This is a genomic window from Litoreibacter meonggei (assembly GCF_003663885.1).
Classification (GTDB): Bacteria; Pseudomonadota; Alphaproteobacteria; order Rhodobacterales; family Rhodobacteraceae; genus Litoreibacter; species Litoreibacter meonggei.
Genome location: NZ_RCCE01000002.1, coordinates 391781 through 406763, shown reverse-complemented (window position 1 = coordinate 406763; position 14983 = coordinate 391781). Strand labels below are relative to the sequence as shown.

The 14983-nt window shown below is 58.2% G+C and carries 13 protein-coding genes and 1 tRNA gene; 8 read left to right on the top strand and 6 right to left on the bottom strand.

Annotated elements, in window-relative coordinates:
* Positions 1–24: 24 nt before the first annotated feature.
* Genes BCF46_RS06830 through BCF46_RS06820 form a run of 3 tightly spaced genes read left to right on the top strand, consistent with a single transcriptional unit; the run spans position 25 to position 3598 of the window.
* Positions 25–999, top strand: a complete 975-nt coding sequence (locus BCF46_RS06830; RefSeq protein ID WP_121022963.1) for an ABC transporter permease — start codon at positions 25–27, stop codon at positions 997–999.
* Positions 999–1904 carry an ABC transporter permease gene (locus BCF46_RS06825; protein ID WP_121022962.1) on the top strand — a complete coding sequence of 302 codons (906 nt, stop codon included), beginning with the start codon at positions 999–1001 and terminating at the stop codon, positions 1902–1904. Before BCF46_RS06830 ends, BCF46_RS06825 begins: the two co-directional genes overlap by 1 nt.
* A complete protein-coding gene (locus BCF46_RS06820; protein ID WP_121022961.1) occupies positions 1904–3598 on the top strand; it encodes a dipeptide ABC transporter ATP-binding protein in 1695 nt (564 codons plus the stop codon). The genes BCF46_RS06825 and BCF46_RS06820 overlap by 1 nt, the downstream gene beginning before the upstream one ends.
* A gap of 106 nt (positions 3599–3704) precedes the next feature.
* Here BCF46_RS06820 and BCF46_RS06815 read toward each other — a convergent pair whose 3' ends face one another.
* Positions 3705–4709: a nuclear transport factor 2 family protein gene (locus BCF46_RS06815; RefSeq protein ID WP_121022960.1), complete on the bottom strand. Its 1005-nt coding sequence runs from the start codon at positions 4707–4709 to the stop codon at positions 3705–3707.
* Between the two features lie 335 nt (positions 4710–5044).
* Between BCF46_RS06815 and BCF46_RS06810 the strand changes: the two genes are divergently transcribed.
* The gene (locus BCF46_RS06810) at positions 5045–6493 is read left to right on the top strand and encodes a caspase family protein (protein WP_170157880.1); all 1449 of its coding nucleotides are present in this window, start codon (positions 5045–5047) and stop codon (positions 6491–6493) included.
* An 11-nt stretch (positions 6494–6504) separates the two neighbouring features.
* Here BCF46_RS06810 and BCF46_RS06805 read toward each other — a convergent pair whose 3' ends face one another.
* Positions 6505–6759: a hypothetical protein gene (locus tag BCF46_RS06805; protein ID WP_121022958.1), complete on the bottom strand. Its 255-nt coding sequence runs from the start codon at positions 6757–6759 to the stop codon at positions 6505–6507.
* A gap of 325 nt (positions 6760–7084) precedes the next feature.
* On the opposite strand from BCF46_RS06805, the gene BCF46_RS06800 reads away from it, so the two are divergent.
* Positions 7085–7159, top strand: a tRNA-Gly gene (locus BCF46_RS06800).
* 154 nt (positions 7160–7313) lie between these two features.
* Positions 7314–8759 (top strand): xylulokinase, encoded by a 1446-nt coding sequence (xylB, locus tag BCF46_RS06795; RefSeq protein ID WP_121023284.1) that lies wholly within the window; start codon positions 7314–7316, stop codon positions 8757–8759.
* Here the strand turns inward: xylB and acdA are convergent.
* The gene (gene acdA / locus BCF46_RS06790; protein ID WP_121022957.1) at positions 8753–9949 is read right to left on the bottom strand and encodes a 3-sulfinopropanoyl-CoA desulfinase; all 1197 of its coding nucleotides are present in this window, start codon (positions 9947–9949) and stop codon (positions 8753–8755) included. The genes xylB and acdA overlap by 7 nt on opposite strands.
* Positions 9950–10024: 75 nt before the next feature.
* Between acdA and BCF46_RS06785 the strand changes: the two genes are divergently transcribed.
* On the top strand, positions 10025–10888 hold the full coding sequence (locus tag BCF46_RS06785; protein WP_121022956.1) for a LysR family transcriptional regulator: 864 nt from the start codon (positions 10025–10027) through the stop codon (positions 10886–10888).
* On the opposite strand, the gene BCF46_RS06780 is transcribed toward BCF46_RS06785, so the two are convergent.
* From BCF46_RS06780 to BCF46_RS06770, 3 genes are all read right to left on the bottom strand, one after another.
* Positions 10885–12384 (bottom strand): tripartite tricarboxylate transporter permease, encoded by a 1500-nt coding sequence (locus BCF46_RS06780; RefSeq protein ID WP_121022955.1) that lies wholly within the window; start codon positions 12382–12384, stop codon positions 10885–10887. The genes BCF46_RS06785 and BCF46_RS06780 overlap by 4 nt on opposite strands.
* A complete protein-coding gene (locus tag BCF46_RS06775) occupies positions 12381–12863 on the bottom strand; it encodes a tripartite tricarboxylate transporter TctB family protein (protein WP_121022954.1) in 483 nt (160 codons plus the stop codon). Before BCF46_RS06775 ends, BCF46_RS06780 begins: the two co-directional genes overlap by 4 nt.
* A gap of 70 nt (positions 12864–12933) precedes the next feature.
* Positions 12934–13911, bottom strand: a complete 978-nt coding sequence (locus BCF46_RS06770; protein WP_121022953.1) for a Bug family tripartite tricarboxylate transporter substrate binding protein — start codon at positions 13909–13911, stop codon at positions 12934–12936.
* A 175-nt stretch (positions 13912–14086) separates the two neighbouring features.
* On the opposite strand from BCF46_RS06770, the gene BCF46_RS06765 reads away from it, so the two are divergent.
* Positions 14087–14980, top strand: a complete 894-nt coding sequence (locus BCF46_RS06765) for a LysR family transcriptional regulator (protein ID WP_342768416.1) — start codon at positions 14087–14089, stop codon at positions 14978–14980.
* Positions 14981–14983 lie beyond the last annotated feature (3 nt).

Sequence of the window (14983 nt, the reverse complement as noted above, 5' to 3'; positions counted from 1 at the left end):
GGGCAAAAGAAAAGTAGAAAGGCAGTGGCATATTTCATCGCAAAGCGGCTGGTTCAGTCGGTCTTTGTTATGCTGGCCGTTGCCTTTCTGGCCTTCTCCTTGTTCCGCTTTGTAGGCGACCCTATTACGCAGATGACGGGCGTTGAGACGTCGGTGGCAGATCAAGAACGTCTGCGCGAGGAATTGGGTCTAAACGACTCCTTCGCCCTGCAATTCGCACGCTTCACCGGCGACATGTTGAAGGGCGATTTCGGCTTCTCTTACCGCACACGCCAACCCGTGGCCGAAATGATTGCCACGCGTATTCCGGCAACGCTGGAGCTTGGCGTGGTAGCGCTTTTGATCTCGCTCTTCGTGGGTATTCCAGCGGGTGTCTATACCGCGCTTCGCCCGCGTGGGTTCGCAACACAAGCGATCTTGATGGCGACATTGGTAGGCGTTTCTATCCCTACATTTGTCATTGGTATCATGTTGATTTTCTTCTTTGGCGTGCAGCTAGGCTGGCTGCCCACCTTTGGGCGCGGCGGCACCGTGAAATTGGGCGGTTGGGAGACATCCTTTCTAACGGTCGACGGTTGGCGTGCACTGATCCTGCCTGCGTTTACGTTGGGCGTGTATCAGTTGACGCTGACCATGCGGCTGGTGCGTGCGGAGATGATGGAAGTGATGCGGTCGGATTATATCCGCTTTGCCACGGCACGCGGCGTACCTATGCGTCGACTGTATTTTAGGCACGCGCTTGCGAACACTATGGTGCCTGTGATTACGATCATCGGGCTACAATTTGGCGGCGTGATCGCCTTTTCCATCGTCACGGAAAGCGTCTTTCAGTGGCCCGGAATGGGGCTGCTGTTTCTGGAATCGATCCGGTTTGTCGATATCCCCGTTATGGGCGTTTATCTGGTAGTGATCGCGTTCTTTTTCGTCGTCGTGAACCTTATTGTGGACCTTCTTTACGTCGCCATTGATCCGCGGCTACGCATAAGGGACGTTTCGTAATGCTGGCATTCATAAAGCGGCACGAGGGGCTTTGGCTATTCACCCGTTCTCCTTTTGTCATGCTAGCAGCTATCGTGGCGGTCGCGATCATTCTAGGGGCGGTATTTGCGCCGTGGATCGCGTTGGTGAACCCATATGATTTGGCGTCGTTCTCTTTGATGGACGGGCTACTGCCGCCCGTGTGGGAGGAGTTTGGAAACGAGAAGTTTCTACTAGGGACAGATGATCAAGGGCGGGACATGATCTCGTCGATCCTTTATGGCGCGCGCCTGTCGTTGATCATTGGCATTTCGGCCATGACGATCGCTACATTTCTAGGGGTAGGATTGGGTCTCGTTGCCGGATATTTTGGTGGCAGGTTTGATGCTGTGATCATGCGTATTGCCGATATCCAGCTCGCCTTACCCGCAATTCTGACTGCACTTCTTATTGATGGCATCGCGCGAGGGATTTTGCCGCCTGACATGCAGCAAAATCTGCGCGTTACGGTATTGATAGTTGCGATTGCACTGTCGCTTTGGGTGAATTTTGCCCGCACCGCGCGTGCGTCAACATTTGTGCAGATGAACAAGGAATACGTACAAGCCGCCGTCATGCAAGGCCAACACCCGTTGCGGGTGATGTTCGTGCATATCTTGCCCAACATCCTTGGGCCACTATTGGTGATCATGACAGTTGATTTGGCCTCCGCAATTTTACTGGAAGCCACGCTGTCTTTCCTTGGGATAGGGCTGCCGGCGGATAGTCCATCCTTGGGCACGCTGATCCGGATCGGCATGCAGTTTCTGCTGTCGGGGGAATGGTGGATATTGTGGATTCCGACGCTGTTCCTCGTGGCGCTCGTGGTGTCGATCAACGTCCTTGGTGACTTCCTGCGCGATGTCTTCAACCCGAGGTTGCGTTGATGTTGCGGGTCGAACACCTCACCGTTAAATTCCCGTCGCGCTTTGGCGATGTGACGGCGGTCGAGGATATGTCGCTGAGTATTGCGCCCGGAGAAATCCACGGCTTGGTAGGTGAAAGTGGCGCGGGGAAGTCCACCGTGGGGGCTGCAATCATTGGGCTGCTGCAACAGCCGGGCTATATTGCCAACGGTGACTTAATGCTGGGTGACACCGACCTGCGCGCCCTTGACCGCTTTGAGGCACATGCGCTGCGCGGCAAGCGTATTTCTATGATTTTTCAAGACCCGCAAACCAGCCTCAATCCTTTGATGAAAATTGAGGATCAGCTGGTTGAGACGATTTTGGCGCATGAAGATATTCCGTCAAACGACGCAAAGAAGCGCGCTATTGATCTGCTGGAAGAAATGGGGATCGAAGATGCTGCATCGCGCATGCAAGCCTACCCACATCAGTTTTCGGGTGGCATGCGCCAACGCGTCGTGATCGCTTTGGCTCTATGTACGAACCCCGAGCTGATCATCGCAGACGAGCCTACCACCGCGCTGGATGTGGCGGTGCAATCACAGGTATTGGATCTGATCAGGCGACTGGCAGATATACGCAAGGTTGGTTTTATCCTGATCACTCATGACATTGGTGTAATCGCGCAAATTGCCGACACAGTTACCGTAATGCGATACGGCAAGCTGATCGAAAGCGGTGCAACTGCGCAGGTCTTGGGGCACCCTAAACATGCCTATACCAAACAATTGATGGATGCGGTGCCTCCCTTGGACCGCAAAATCACCCGCTTTCGCGTGCCCGAAGAAGACGACGGGCTGGCGGCGTCAGGTCCGGGCAAAGGTGATGCCGCGGAGGCGTGGCTGCTGGAAGGCGTTCGACAACAGGCGGTTGGCCTCTCGTTGCAAAACATCACCGTAGAATTCCCCGGCACCCGCACGTCAATCTGGCACAAACCCAAGCCATTTGTTGCGCTTGATGACATCAGTTTCGACGTTCAGCCGGGCTCAGTCATGGGCATCGTCGGGGAGAGCGGTTCAGGGAAATCGACGCTCGCCAAAACGCTGACAGGGCTGATCACGCCTTCCAGCGGCGGAATGACCTTGGGTGGCTCGCCTCTTCCAGGGGGGAAGACCCGGTCACGCCACCACCCATCACGACAGTTGATCCAGATGGTGTTTCAGGATCCGTTCTCGTCGCTTAACTCACGCCACCGCATCGGCACTATCCTCGCGGAGCCGCTGTGGCTTTACGGTCTGGTCAATGACAGCGACGAACGGCGCGACTTGTGCATTGATATGCTGAGCCTCGTTGGTATGGACCCTGATGCTATCGATAAGTACCCGCATCAGTTTTCGGGCGGCCAGCGCCAGCGGATAGCTGTCGCGCGCGCGTTACTGGCACGCCCCACGATTTTGATCTGCGACGAGCCGACATCTGCTCTTGATGTTTCAATTCAAGCCCAGCTTTTGAACCTGCTAAAGGATCTGCAAGCGGCGTTTGGGCTGACTGTCCTGTTTATTAGCCACAACCTGTCGGTTGTACGGCAAATGGCCGATGATATCGTTGTTTTGCGAAATGGAAGAATTCAGGAAAAGGGCGCGTCGGAACAAGTCTTCGAAACCCCAGAGGCAGACTACACCAAGAAATTGCTCTCACTGACGCCAGTCATGCCTCACGATTGGTCACTGTGATTGCGGTTCGGTCAGATTGCCCGGTTGCGGCGATGACAAACACAAGAACTTAGGAAGCTAAAGTATCACCCATTTTGTGTTTTGACGGCTGATCCGCAAAACAGGATCAGCTATCACAAACATTTTCCTGTATGCGCGCTAAAATATCTACACCTTGGCATTTCCAAAAATGCAGCAGATCAATGAAAATCCAGTTCTCTGCGAGCTTGTCACCAGACCGGCGATATATGTCGATCACACGGAACTCACCGGAAACTCCAGTTGCCGGCATTCCCATAAATCCACCGGTGGGGCGTGCAGAGAAATTGGGCCACCCAAAGAAGCCACCGTAATTTCCTTCTGCCACCCGTGCGATGTGGTTTGTTTTGGACCGGTCAGCGAAGCTTGCCCGAAAAGGTGCGGAGTGCTGCTTGGCGTACCGCTCAATAGTGTAGGTCGCGCCGATGCCTTCTGGCCCCCACCAGATCATATCCTCCGCCCAAGTTTGGCGTATTTCGTCGACAAGGGGCAGGCCGCTGTTCCATTGCCCTATGTCGTTGATCATTCGGTGAATAAGATCGATGGTCGCCTGACCATCTTCAGCGGGCTGCTGGTCGCGAAGCAACCCGTCATGTGTCATCGGTCCGGGTTGCACCAGATGCGCCGCAGTCTGCGGAGGGAAGGGGTTCTGGCCCGCTTGCACCATCAAGTGAGGGATATCGAAATACATCGCAGTCTCGGCCACTTTCCCGTCTTCGACGCGATTGAATTCGCAATAGCGTAAGAACGCCATTTTTCCGGTGGGCCTGATCCCCAGCCACGGCGCATCGAAAAGCCCCATCAGGTGCCCCATGGAAACGACCCAAACTCCTTGCTTTCCATCAACGTGGTTTGCGCCTGCAAAGAAAACATCCTCGCGTCGTTGCATAGACATTAAGGCTTTGCGCAGAGGCTTCCAGAAGGTGCTGGCGACCGCATCTGCTCCGCTGAGTTCACCAAATGGGTGATAACCGCGCCATTGGTAATCATCGCTTGTATGGCGCGTTAGGGCCGCAGATAAACCGTCTTGGTCACCGTCGATCGCAGCGTGATATGCTAGCACAGCAGCCTTCTCGCTTTGGAAGTTATTCATAATTTTACCCGTAGTAGTAGCTGTCTACATCATTTCTGCATACGCTTGCAAAAGCAACTTGCCAAGACGTGTCTATAAAAAACCAACGGTTAGCAAGGATATTCATGGGACTGCACAAAGCACGGGAAACTGCAGGGGGCTTGTGAGGTCGAATCCTCAAGTGCAGGTGGTTGTTTACGTAAGGGTCGACATGTTACAAGCGGATGATGAACAGTTTAGCCCTGAGATTGGAAGCGACGTCGCCTGCCAACATTTGGAACTTGTTCGCCCGGGTGCTTCTGATCGCTACTTCGACACTGCTATTGATGTCCCCGCTCCAAGCGCAGGAGAGCGGGGTGGAACGCGTTGCACTGGTCATTGGAAACGGGGCTTATGAAAATGTAGCAGAACTTAAAAACCCTCCCAATGACTCGGCAGACTTGGCAGCCGCGCTCACCGCGGTGGGGTTTGAGGTATTGCTTCATACTGATCAAACACAAGGATCAATGCTCAATACGCTGCGTGATTTCCGGCGCCGCGCCAGCAGAGCCGAGATTGCCCTCGTTTACTTCGCGGGCCACGGCATCGAGATTGATCGCCAGAATTATCTCCTTCCGGTGGATGCTGTGCTGGAAACAGACTCGGACGTCAATTTCGAAGCTGTGAAGCTTGAAACTATGATATTTTCTGCCAGCGGCGCAAAGCAACTGAGCATGGTCATCGTTGATGCTTGTCGCAATAATCCATTTGCCGCGTCTATGAGCAGGAGCACCGCAAGTCGGTCAATTGGCCACGGATTATCATCCGTCGAACCAACAAAAAATACGCTTGTCGCCTTTGCGGCAAAGGAAGGCACGACTGCTGCCGACGGAACGGGTCGAAACAGCCCCTACGCCAACGCCCTTGTCGCGGCTCTAGGCCAGCCCAATCTCGAAGTTGGCTTGATGATGCGTAAGGTCCGCGAGGATGTCCTTCAGTTAACCGGTGGTCTACAAGAGCCAGCCGTATACGGGGCTTTGCCGGCGGAACAGATTTTCCTGAACGACACCCGCAGCCTTTCACCCGTTGCGCCTGAATTTATTGTGACCGACCGCGCTATAGAAGACGTTCCAAATGCAAGTGCCGGCGAAATCGTCTTTTGGAAGTCCATTTCAGATAGTTTTCAGACATCGGATTTGCAAACTTATCTGGAGATATACCCCGACGGGTTCTTTGCTGAACTGGCCCGCGCACGGATCAAACAGGCAGGTGGGACTGTACCGCAACTGCGGGACCCTCCCGCCAAGGTCGCTCGTGACAACACCGTTTCAGAACCAGATATTGAAGATGGGTTTACCCGCAGTGAAATGGTCGAACTACAAGAACGCCTGTCGGCACTTGGACACGCATTGGGGCCAGCAGATGGCATTGCTGGCCGGCGCACCGAAGCCGCAATCCGCGATTACGAAAAGGCCAAGAAACTGCCGGTAACAGGGCAGGCCACTCGGGCCGTGCTGTCCGCGTTGCGAGACCAAGTAACAGATGCTGACTTGACGACTTGGCGCTCCAAACAGACCGCCCGCGCATCGCGCAAAAATGCGACACCAACCAGAACCAAAGCTGTTGCGCGACCCAAGGTTGCTGCACCCAAGCCGACTGCCGCGAAACCCAAGTCGCCTTCAAAGCCAGCAGCTAAACAGTCGCAGTTCTGTGAGGCCAATAAGCAGTGTGCAACCTCACAATGTAGAATTGGCGACAGCGGCGAGTTTTGGCGCAAAACCCGAGGCTGTAAATTTTGCTCGGTGTATGCTCAGCGCTGCAACTAAGTTGCCTCAGATCACATGATGTCGATATCGTTAGTCAATTGGACCTTCGTGACGTTTTGCACCAGTAAGGTATCGTCATTGCCAAAATCAAATAAGACACCGTTGCCCGATGCTGTGGCGTATGCCAATGCATCGGATGGCGTTGACAGATACTCGAAGCTTCCAAACTCGATGGTGTCGATGTTGTTCTCGAAGGCCTGGCCGGAATACGAGCTGACAGACAGTTCATTTGTTAATGCAGAAATTGCTTCAGTCTTCGTAACCATAATGGCGATCTCCTAGTAGAGGCAGATTTATGGTGGCAAAATATGTTAAAATTTTGTCGTCTTCTGCTTGTTAAAAGGGCAAAATTGCCTTGCCGATAGGAAGATTTTCATCGCCAAAATTTTGAGCGGGCGGCTGCTTGTGGGCAGCGGATATATGCCGAACTCCCATGCCCCCGAGATGTGTCAACGCGGATTATGTCTATAGGCCGTAGCGAGGCTGGTCGAAGTCGGTGATTTGCTCTTCTGCCTCCTGCCCAAAACTTCGAACAGCGCACGGGTGGCTTCTTGACCATCCATTCGCTATCGCCTATTTCGAGTGTTGAGTGCGGGCGTTGTGTAATGGTTAAGACCTCAGTTTTCCAAACTGAAGATGCGGGTTCGATTCCCGCCGCCCGCTCCAAACCTCCCGAACGTGACGCAAGTACTTATTTTGTTGAACTATCGACACCCAATCGGGGCTATTGCGCTGTTTTTTCAGTCGTTGAATGATTTCAAGGATCATCTACAAAAGACGTCTAAGCGATGCCTGCAATGGGCATATGAAAGGTGACGACATGACGTTTCTTGGAATTGACCTAGGGACATCCGGCCTGCGTGCTTTGCTTGTCGATGCGGACGGGCATGTCATCGGAGCGACCGAGCGTCACTACGACGTGTCCCATCCGCAATCCGGCTGGTCCGAACAGGATCCCGCCGACTGGGTCAGAGCCCTTGAAGGCGCTGTAGAGGACATGCGCGCAGCGCACCCGGAATTTGCGAACCTTAAAGGCATTGGCGTGGCGGGGCATATGCATGGCGCGACCTTGCTGGACGATGCGGGCTCCGTGCTGCGCCCGTGCATCTTGTGGAACGACACTCGCGCGTCGGCGGAGGCCGCGCGGCTGGATGGCACCGGCAAGGTGCGCGAGTTGTCGGGCAATATCGTCTTTCCGGGCTTTACCGCCCCTAAGCTCGACTGGGTCCGCATCCGTGAGCCGGAGGTCTTCGCCAAGACCGCCCGCGTGCTGCTGCCCGCGGCCTACCTCAACTACTACCTGACCGGAGACTACGTGGCCGACATGTCAGACAGCGCGGGCACCGCGTGGCTGGATGTGGGCAAACGCGACTGGTCGGATCACCTGCTGAAGGTCGGCCACATGCGCCGCGACCAGATGCCAAGGCTTGTCGAAGGGTCGGAGGCGGCAGGACTGCTGCGCGGCGATCTTTCAGCGAAATGGGGCGTGTCGGACGTGACCATTGCGGGCGGCGCGGGCGACAACGCCGCTGCCGCTTGCGGGATCGGGGCGATGGACGAGGGGCAGGGGTTTGTATCCCTTGGCACCTCCGGCGTGGTGCTCGCCGCGCGGGCCGGCTACCGCTCCGCGCCGGACACCGCGTTGCATACGTTCTGCCATGCTGTGCCGGATCGTTGGTATCAGATGGGGGTGATGTTGTCGGCCACCGACAGCCTGAACTGGCTGGCGCGGATCACCGGAACTTCTCCAAAAGAGTTGACGGCGGGTTTGGGTGAGGACTTGCAAAGGCCCGGTTCCGTGCGCTTCCTGCCGTATCTGTCCGGCGAGCGCACGCCGCATAACGACGCCAACATTCGCGGCAGCTTTACAGGGCTGTCCGCAGGAACCACGCGCGATGACATGACCCGCGCGGTGCTGGAAGGCGTGGCGTTCGGGCTGCGTGACAGTTTCGAGGCGTTGAAATCCACGGGGGCTAATCTGGAACAACTGATCGCCATCGGCGGCGGCACCGGCTCGCGCTATTGGTTGCACCTGATCGCGACCGTGCTGGGCGTGCCGTTGGCGCTGCCAGCGGGCGGCGAGTTCGGGGCGGCGCTGGGGGCCGCACGATTGGGGATGGCGGCGACAGGGATGCCGCTGGACCAGATCATGACCACGCCGGAAATCAGCGAAGTGATCCAGCCGGACCGTGCGTTGCAGACGGAGTATGACGCGGCCTACGAGAAGTTTCGCGCCGCCTATCCGGTTATCAAAAAGGCTCAGTAACCGCCGCGCGTTTGCGGCGTGCGGATGCCCAAGATGCTGCCCGCCACCTGCGTGCGCAGGATCTGTGCAGTGCCGCCGCCGATGGTGAACATGCGCACGTCGCGATACATCCGCTCCAGCGGCTCCTCGCTGCCGTAGCCCCGTGCGCCGAACATTTGCAACGCGTCGTTGACCACCTTGATCGCCGCCTCGGAAGCGAACAGTTTGGCCCGCGCGGCCATGGCGATGTCGGGAAAGCTCGACCCGTTCGGGCCACGCGATTGCGCCGCCTCGTGCAGCATCAACCGCGACGCGTGGACGGACGTGTCCATATCCGCCAGCATCCATTGCAGCCCTTGGAACTCCGCCAGCGGGCGACCGAACTGCTCGCGCTCCAGCAGGTAGCGCTTGGCGTGTTCCAAAGCCCCCGCCGCGACGCCCATGGCGATGGTGCCCGCGCCCACGCGCTGGCTGTTATATGCGTTCATCAGGTCGGCAAAACCGCGTTTGAAACCCGACGGCGGGCGCAACACATGGGCGTCCTTGATGAACACGTCTTTGAACGCAAGCGTGGTTTCCGGCATGCCGCACAGCCCCATGGTGCGTTCGCGCGACACGACGGTGAAGCCGGTGTGGTCCATCCCGTTGTCAGGGTCTTGGCACAGGATGAAGCCACCGATGCCCTGCTCCTCGCCTGCTTCGTCCAGCACGCGGGCAAAGACCAGATGCAGCTTCGACACCCCGCCGCCGGTGATCCAGTGCTTGGTGCCGTTCAGCACATAACCCCCATCAACGCGCTGCGCGGTGGTGGTCATCTGGGTGGCGGCACTACCTGCGTCCGGCTCGCTGATGCAGATGGCGGGCTTGTCGCCTGCAAGCACGTAAGGCGCGACGAATTCCTTTTGCGCCTCGGTCCCGTAGGCCATGATCGCGCTGATCCCGCCCATATTTGCCTCGACCACGATACGGGCGGTCAGGGTGCAAGCCTTCGCCAGTTCTTCGACAACGATCACAGTGTCCAGCCATGACGCGCCTTGGCCGCCATACCGCGTGGGCAGGGACATGCCCATCAGGCCCGCATTGGTCAGATCGGTGATGTTATCCCAGCAATAGATCCGCTCCTGATCCCACTTCGCGGCGCGCGGCGCGAATTTGGCGGCTAGATCCTGCGCGATGGCACGATAGGAATCGGAGGAGGATGCATGTTTCATAACGCGAGTGTGCGGGCTATTCTTCTCCAGAACAATCGAATAAGAATGAAGTGTAAGTTCAGTTAGGTTGAATTAATGCAAACCCGCGCCCTCGAAACCCTTGTCAGAATTTTGCAGGTGCAGTCCTTCAGCGAGGCGGCGCAGTTGCAGAATATGACGCTGTCCGCGCTGAGCATGCAGATGAAAGCGCTGGAAGCCGAGCTGGACGCGGAGCTGTTCGACCGCAGTTTCCGCCCGCCACGGCTGACGCCCTTGGGACGGCAGGTGGCGGAACAGGCGAAGGGGGTCATCAGTGCCGTTGACGCCTTGCATGATCTCAGCACTGCGGGTGCGGGGTTGAGCGGGGCATTCAAGCTGGGCTTCATCCAGTCCGCCAGCGCCCGCATCCTGCCGAAATTCGTGACACTGGCCGGGGAGCGGGAACCGCGGGCGACGTTCCGCTACCGTTCCAACCTGTCGGAGGTGTTGACGGAGCAAGTCGTGCAAGGCCAGTTGGACGCCGCCATTGTCACGCGGGTGGAAGGGGCGGCGCAGGGGCTGCATGCTGACCTGATCGCGTCCGAGCCGATGGGCTTGGCGGTGCCTGTGGGCCGGTCGCATATGCGCGTGGAACATCTGTCGCAGGACATGCCGTTCATCCATTTCCGGCCTAGCACCGGTATTGGCAAACTGATCGCGGCCTCATTGGGGGCAGGGGTGTCGCCGAAAAATACGCTGGTTCTGGACAGCATCGAAGCCTGCATGGAATGCGTGAAGGAAGGCGTCGGCTACACCGTTTTGCCACTGCCCGACATTCGCCGCTATGCCGATGCGCGGGTGCATGTGGTTGAAGACGCGCTCGAAGGCCTGACGCGCGATCTGGTCATGCTGACCCGCGACGACAGTCAGGCACAGCGCTGGCGGCCCCGATTGCTGTCGCTTGTAAGGTCTGCCGCCTAGGCCCGCCGTTTCAAGGTGCGTGTGGCGCGGATGCCTGCGCGGATGATGGCGATGACGGTCAGCACCGTCAGGCCCCAGAAGAACCACGTGATCGGGCCGCGGAACAGGATCGTGGGGGAGCTGCCGGACATCAGCATGGCTTGGCGGAAGTTGTCCTCCAGCAGTGGTCCGAGGATGAAGGCGATCAGGAACGGGGCGGCAGGAATGTCGTTGCGCAGCATCACGAAGCCGACCCAGCCCATGACGAACATCACGCCCACATCGAAGATGTTGTTGTTCACCGCGAACACGCCATACACGCACAGCACCAGCACGCCGGGAAAGAGAACCCCGCGCGGGATGTCGGCCACGTATTTGAAGCCGCGAATGGCGACGGAGCCGATGAAGAACAGAAAGACAGAGCTGACGATCAGGCCGATGAACAGCCCGTATATGATATCCACGTTGAGGATGAACATCATCGGTCCGGGTTGCAGCCCGTGCACCATGAACGCGCCGATGATGATAGCGGTGATCACGTCGCCCGGCACGCCAAGCGCCAGAAGCGGGATCAAGGTCGCGCCTGCGACGCCGTTATTGCCCGCCTCGGAGGCGGCGACACCTTCCAGCTCGCCCTTGCCGAAATTGTCGCGGTTGGGCGATTTGCGCCGCGCCTCGCTATAGGACAGGAAGGCCGAAGGGGCCGCGCCGATGCCGGGGATGGAGCCGAGGAACACCCCGATAAAGCTGCCGCGCACGATGGATTTGAAGCAACGCTTGTATTCCCCGAACGTGACCTTGTTGTCGCCCAGACTGCGGGTCTGACCCTTGTGCGGCTTGGGGTCCCAGACCATGGCCAGCACCTCCGGGATAGCGAACAGCCCGATCAGGACCGCGATGAAGTTGAGACCGCCCATCATGCTGGGATCGCCGAAGGTGAAGCGGTTGGTGCCGTAGACCAGATCAAGGCCAACGGTTGCCAGCAACAGCCCCAGCATTGCTGAGAGCGCGCCGCGCAAAAGGCTGGCACCGGACACACCGGCGATGATGGTCAGCGAGAACAGGATCAGGGTGAAGAACTCTGGCGGGCCGAAGTTCAGCGCGAAGGAGGCGAGCCAGCCCGCGAAAAGGATCAGCGCGAGGTTGGAGATCAGATCGGCGGTGCAGGACGCCCACAGCGCCATGCCAAGCGCCTTGCCCGCCTGACCTTTTTCGGCCAGCGGGTAGCCGTCCAGCACCGTGGCGCTGGAAGCGGGTGTTCCGGGTGTCTTGATCAGGATCGCGGGAATGGAGCCGCCGAAGATGCCGCCTTTGTAGACGCCCAACAGCAGCAGGATCGCGATGATCGGCTGCATGGAAAATGTGAATGGCAGGGTCAGGGCCACGGCCATGGTGGCCGACATGCCCGGAATTGCGCCTGCGATGGTGCCGATGGCGACACCTGCGAACAGGGCAAAGAATGCCTCGAAATTGCCGACCAGCGACAGGCCGGCAAGGATGCTGTCCATCAGGCTCATGGCAGTCTCACGAAATTACCTTGCGGGATGGCGACGCTGGCGACATGGGCGAAGAACCCGTAGAGGATCAGCGGCACACACAGCGCGCAAATCACGGCGGTTTTGGGATGCGAGGTGCGGACCAGAAACGCGGTGGCGACGAAGGCCAGCATGGAGGTCCAGACCATACCAAGGCGCGGCAGGCCGAACATGTAGATCACCATGACCACGGCCATGATGACTAGGCGGCCATATCCGCCGGGGATTTCGGCTTTCTCTTGGGACATGTCTTCGGACGAGAAATGCCCCGTAATCGTCAGCCCCAAACCGATAACGATGGTGAGGGCGGACAAGGTATAGGGCCAGAACACCGGCGACAGGATGATGTTGCGCACATTGCTGGGCGAGGACACCCAGTTCGGTATCGCCACGATCATCAGGAACAGGCCCGCGACGACCGCGAACAATCCGATGAGCGTTTGCCGGTGGAGGTTTTGCATGTCCGGGCCTCGCTGAATAAAGAAACGGCGCACAGAGCATCAGCCCCGCGCGCCGTTCATACGTTAGGCCTTAGCCTTCGATCCGCATACCCAGTTTGTCGACCAGCGCGCGGAATGTGGTGTATTGCTCCTGAATGAACGCATTGGCGTCCTCAGGGCTCATCACGTCGATGATCGAGCCACGGGCTTCCATCGAGCTGACGAATTCCTCGTCACCCGCGGCGGCGGCCATCCACTCGCCCCATTTTCCGGCGACCTCGTCCGAGATATCTGCCGGGCCCGCGATACCGGTCCAGCCGACAAGCTGGTGCAGCGCAGGCTTGCCCAGATCAGCCGCTGTTGGCGCGTCGAAGCCGACCACGGGTTCTTTGGTGGTGACCATCAACGGCTTCATCTGGCCGTTGGCCACGAAGCTGGCGAGGGCCGAGGAGTTGGTGCACAAGAAGGTGGCCGTACCGTTCAACACCGCTGTGACAGCCGCGCCACCGCCTTTTTGCGGGATGTGTGTCGCCGCGTTGAGCGGGTCTTCGACGCCAAACTCGTCCAGCACCATAGCGCCCGCCAAGTGCAGGCCGGACCCCACGCCGGAGGAGGAGTAGCTGACGCCACCTTCGGCCACCTTGGCGATCAGGTCATCCATAGAATTGATGTCGGAATTGGCCTCGACTGCGCAGGCAAACGGGTTGATTTCGTAGACCGTCACGAAGCGGAAATCGTCCAGTGTATAAGGCAGGGTCGCCTTCATCGCCGGGTTGACCGAGTGCGAGCCAACACGGGCGAACAGCATGGTGTAGCCGTCCGACTTGGCGTTCTTGACCGCGACGGAACCTGTCGCGCCGCCAGCACCGGTGACGTTCGCCATGATCAGCGACTGGCCGACGGCTTTGCCCAAAGGCTCCGCAATCGTGCGCGCCGAGATATCGGTGGCCCCGCCTGCGCCGTAAGGAATGACCATATTGATTGGCCGCTCAGGGTAGTCCGCGGCGGATGCGGCCGTGGCAAGGCCGATTACCATTGCGCTGACAGCGCTGAATTTCGCAAATTTCATAGTTTCCTCCCAAAAACTTCTGGCTGATGAGTGTGCAGCCTATGTTATCGACATGCTAGGGGCAGCGTCGATCCTTGACAAATGTTATTGGTAAGTCATTCTTGTATAAAGCGGCAATTGATTACAATTACCGAAAGCCAAGCTAACATAAAGCCCGTCATCCATGTCCATCCGAATGCTCCGCACGTTAATTGCCGTCGAGGAAAACGGCACCTTCAGCGCGGCTGGCGAAGCGGTGTTCGTCACCCATGCCGCCGTCAGCCAACAGATGAAAGCGCTGGAGGCGGGGTGGGGCGTCACCCTGTTTGATCGCACGCGCCGCACGCCGGAGCTGACACCGGTCGGGCGCGCCATCGTCACACGCGCCCGCGAGATTGTGGCCGCCTATGATAACCTGCTGCCCTCGGTTCTGGGCGATGACGGGTTGCGGGGCAACCTGTCGCTGGGCAGCGTGCCGACGGGGCTGACCAGCCTGATCCCTTTCGCCATCACCTCGATCAAGGCGCGCTTTCCCGATCTTCATATTGGCGTCACGCCGGGCCAGACCAAAGAGCTGTTGATTGATCTGGAACGCGGAGTCCTGGACGCCGCCGTGATCACCAAGCCGCATGTGGTCCCGCATAATATGCGCTGGGCGCCGATCAGTCAGGAGCCGATGGAGCTGTTGACCTCACTGAATGTCACCTCGAAGGATCCGTTCGAGATACTGGCCACACATCCCTACATCCGCTTCACCCGCAAGGCGTTGCTGAGCGACTTCATCGACAACTGGCTACAAGAAAAGAACATCACGGTGAAGGACACGATGGAGCTGGAAAACCTAGAGATCATCTCCAGCATGGTGCATGCCGATCTGGGCGTCTCGATTGTGCCGCGCCGGAGCGTGGAGCCGCCGAACCCGCTGCCGTTGAAACACATCCCGTTGGGTGATGACGCGCCGGTGCGGGAATTGGGACTGATGTCGCTGGCCAACACGGTGAAATTGCGCGTGCTGCAAGAGGTTGAGGCAGAGTTGTTAAACGCGGTTGCGGTGGGCCGGTTCGATCCGTTTCCGCAAGGGGCGGGATAGGGC

Excerpts from the sequence above, each read along its gene's own strand:
- BCF46_RS06825 (WP_121022962.1), top strand. The coding sequence starts at position 999 with ATGCTGGCATTCATAAAGCGGCACGAGGGGCTTTGGCTATTCACCCGT.
- BCF46_RS06820 (WP_121022961.1), top strand. The coding sequence starts at position 1,904 with ATGTTGCGGGTCGAACACCTCACCGTTAAATTCCCGTCGCGCTTTGGC.
- BCF46_RS06815 (WP_121022960.1), bottom strand. The coding sequence starts at position 4,709 with ATGAATAACTTCCAAAGCGAGAAGGCTGCTGTGCTAGCATATCACGCT.
- BCF46_RS06805 (WP_121022958.1), bottom strand. The coding sequence starts at position 6,759 with ATGGTTACGAAGACTGAAGCAATTTCTGCATTAACAAATGAACTGTCT.
- xylB (WP_121023284.1), top strand. The coding sequence starts at position 7,314 with ATGACGTTTCTTGGAATTGACCTAGGGACATCCGGCCTGCGTGCTTTG.
- acdA (WP_121022957.1), bottom strand. The coding sequence starts at position 9,949 with ATGAAACATGCATCCTCCTCCGATTCCTATCGTGCCATCGCGCAGGAT.
- BCF46_RS06785 (WP_121022956.1), top strand. The coding sequence starts at position 10,025 with ATGCAAACCCGCGCCCTCGAAACCCTTGTCAGAATTTTGCAGGTGCAG.
- BCF46_RS06780 (WP_121022955.1), bottom strand. The coding sequence starts at position 12,384 with ATGAGCCTGATGGACAGCATCCTTGCCGGCCTGTCGCTGGTCGGCAAT.
- BCF46_RS06775 (WP_121022954.1), bottom strand. The coding sequence starts at position 12,863 with ATGCAAAACCTCCACCGGCAAACGCTCATCGGATTGTTCGCGGTCGTC.
- BCF46_RS06770 (WP_121022953.1), bottom strand. The coding sequence starts at position 13,911 with ATGAAATTTGCGAAATTCAGCGCTGTCAGCGCAATGGTAATCGGCCTT.
- BCF46_RS06765 (WP_342768416.1), top strand. The coding sequence starts at position 14,087 with ATGCTCCGCACGTTAATTGCCGTCGAGGAAAACGGCACCTTCAGCGCG.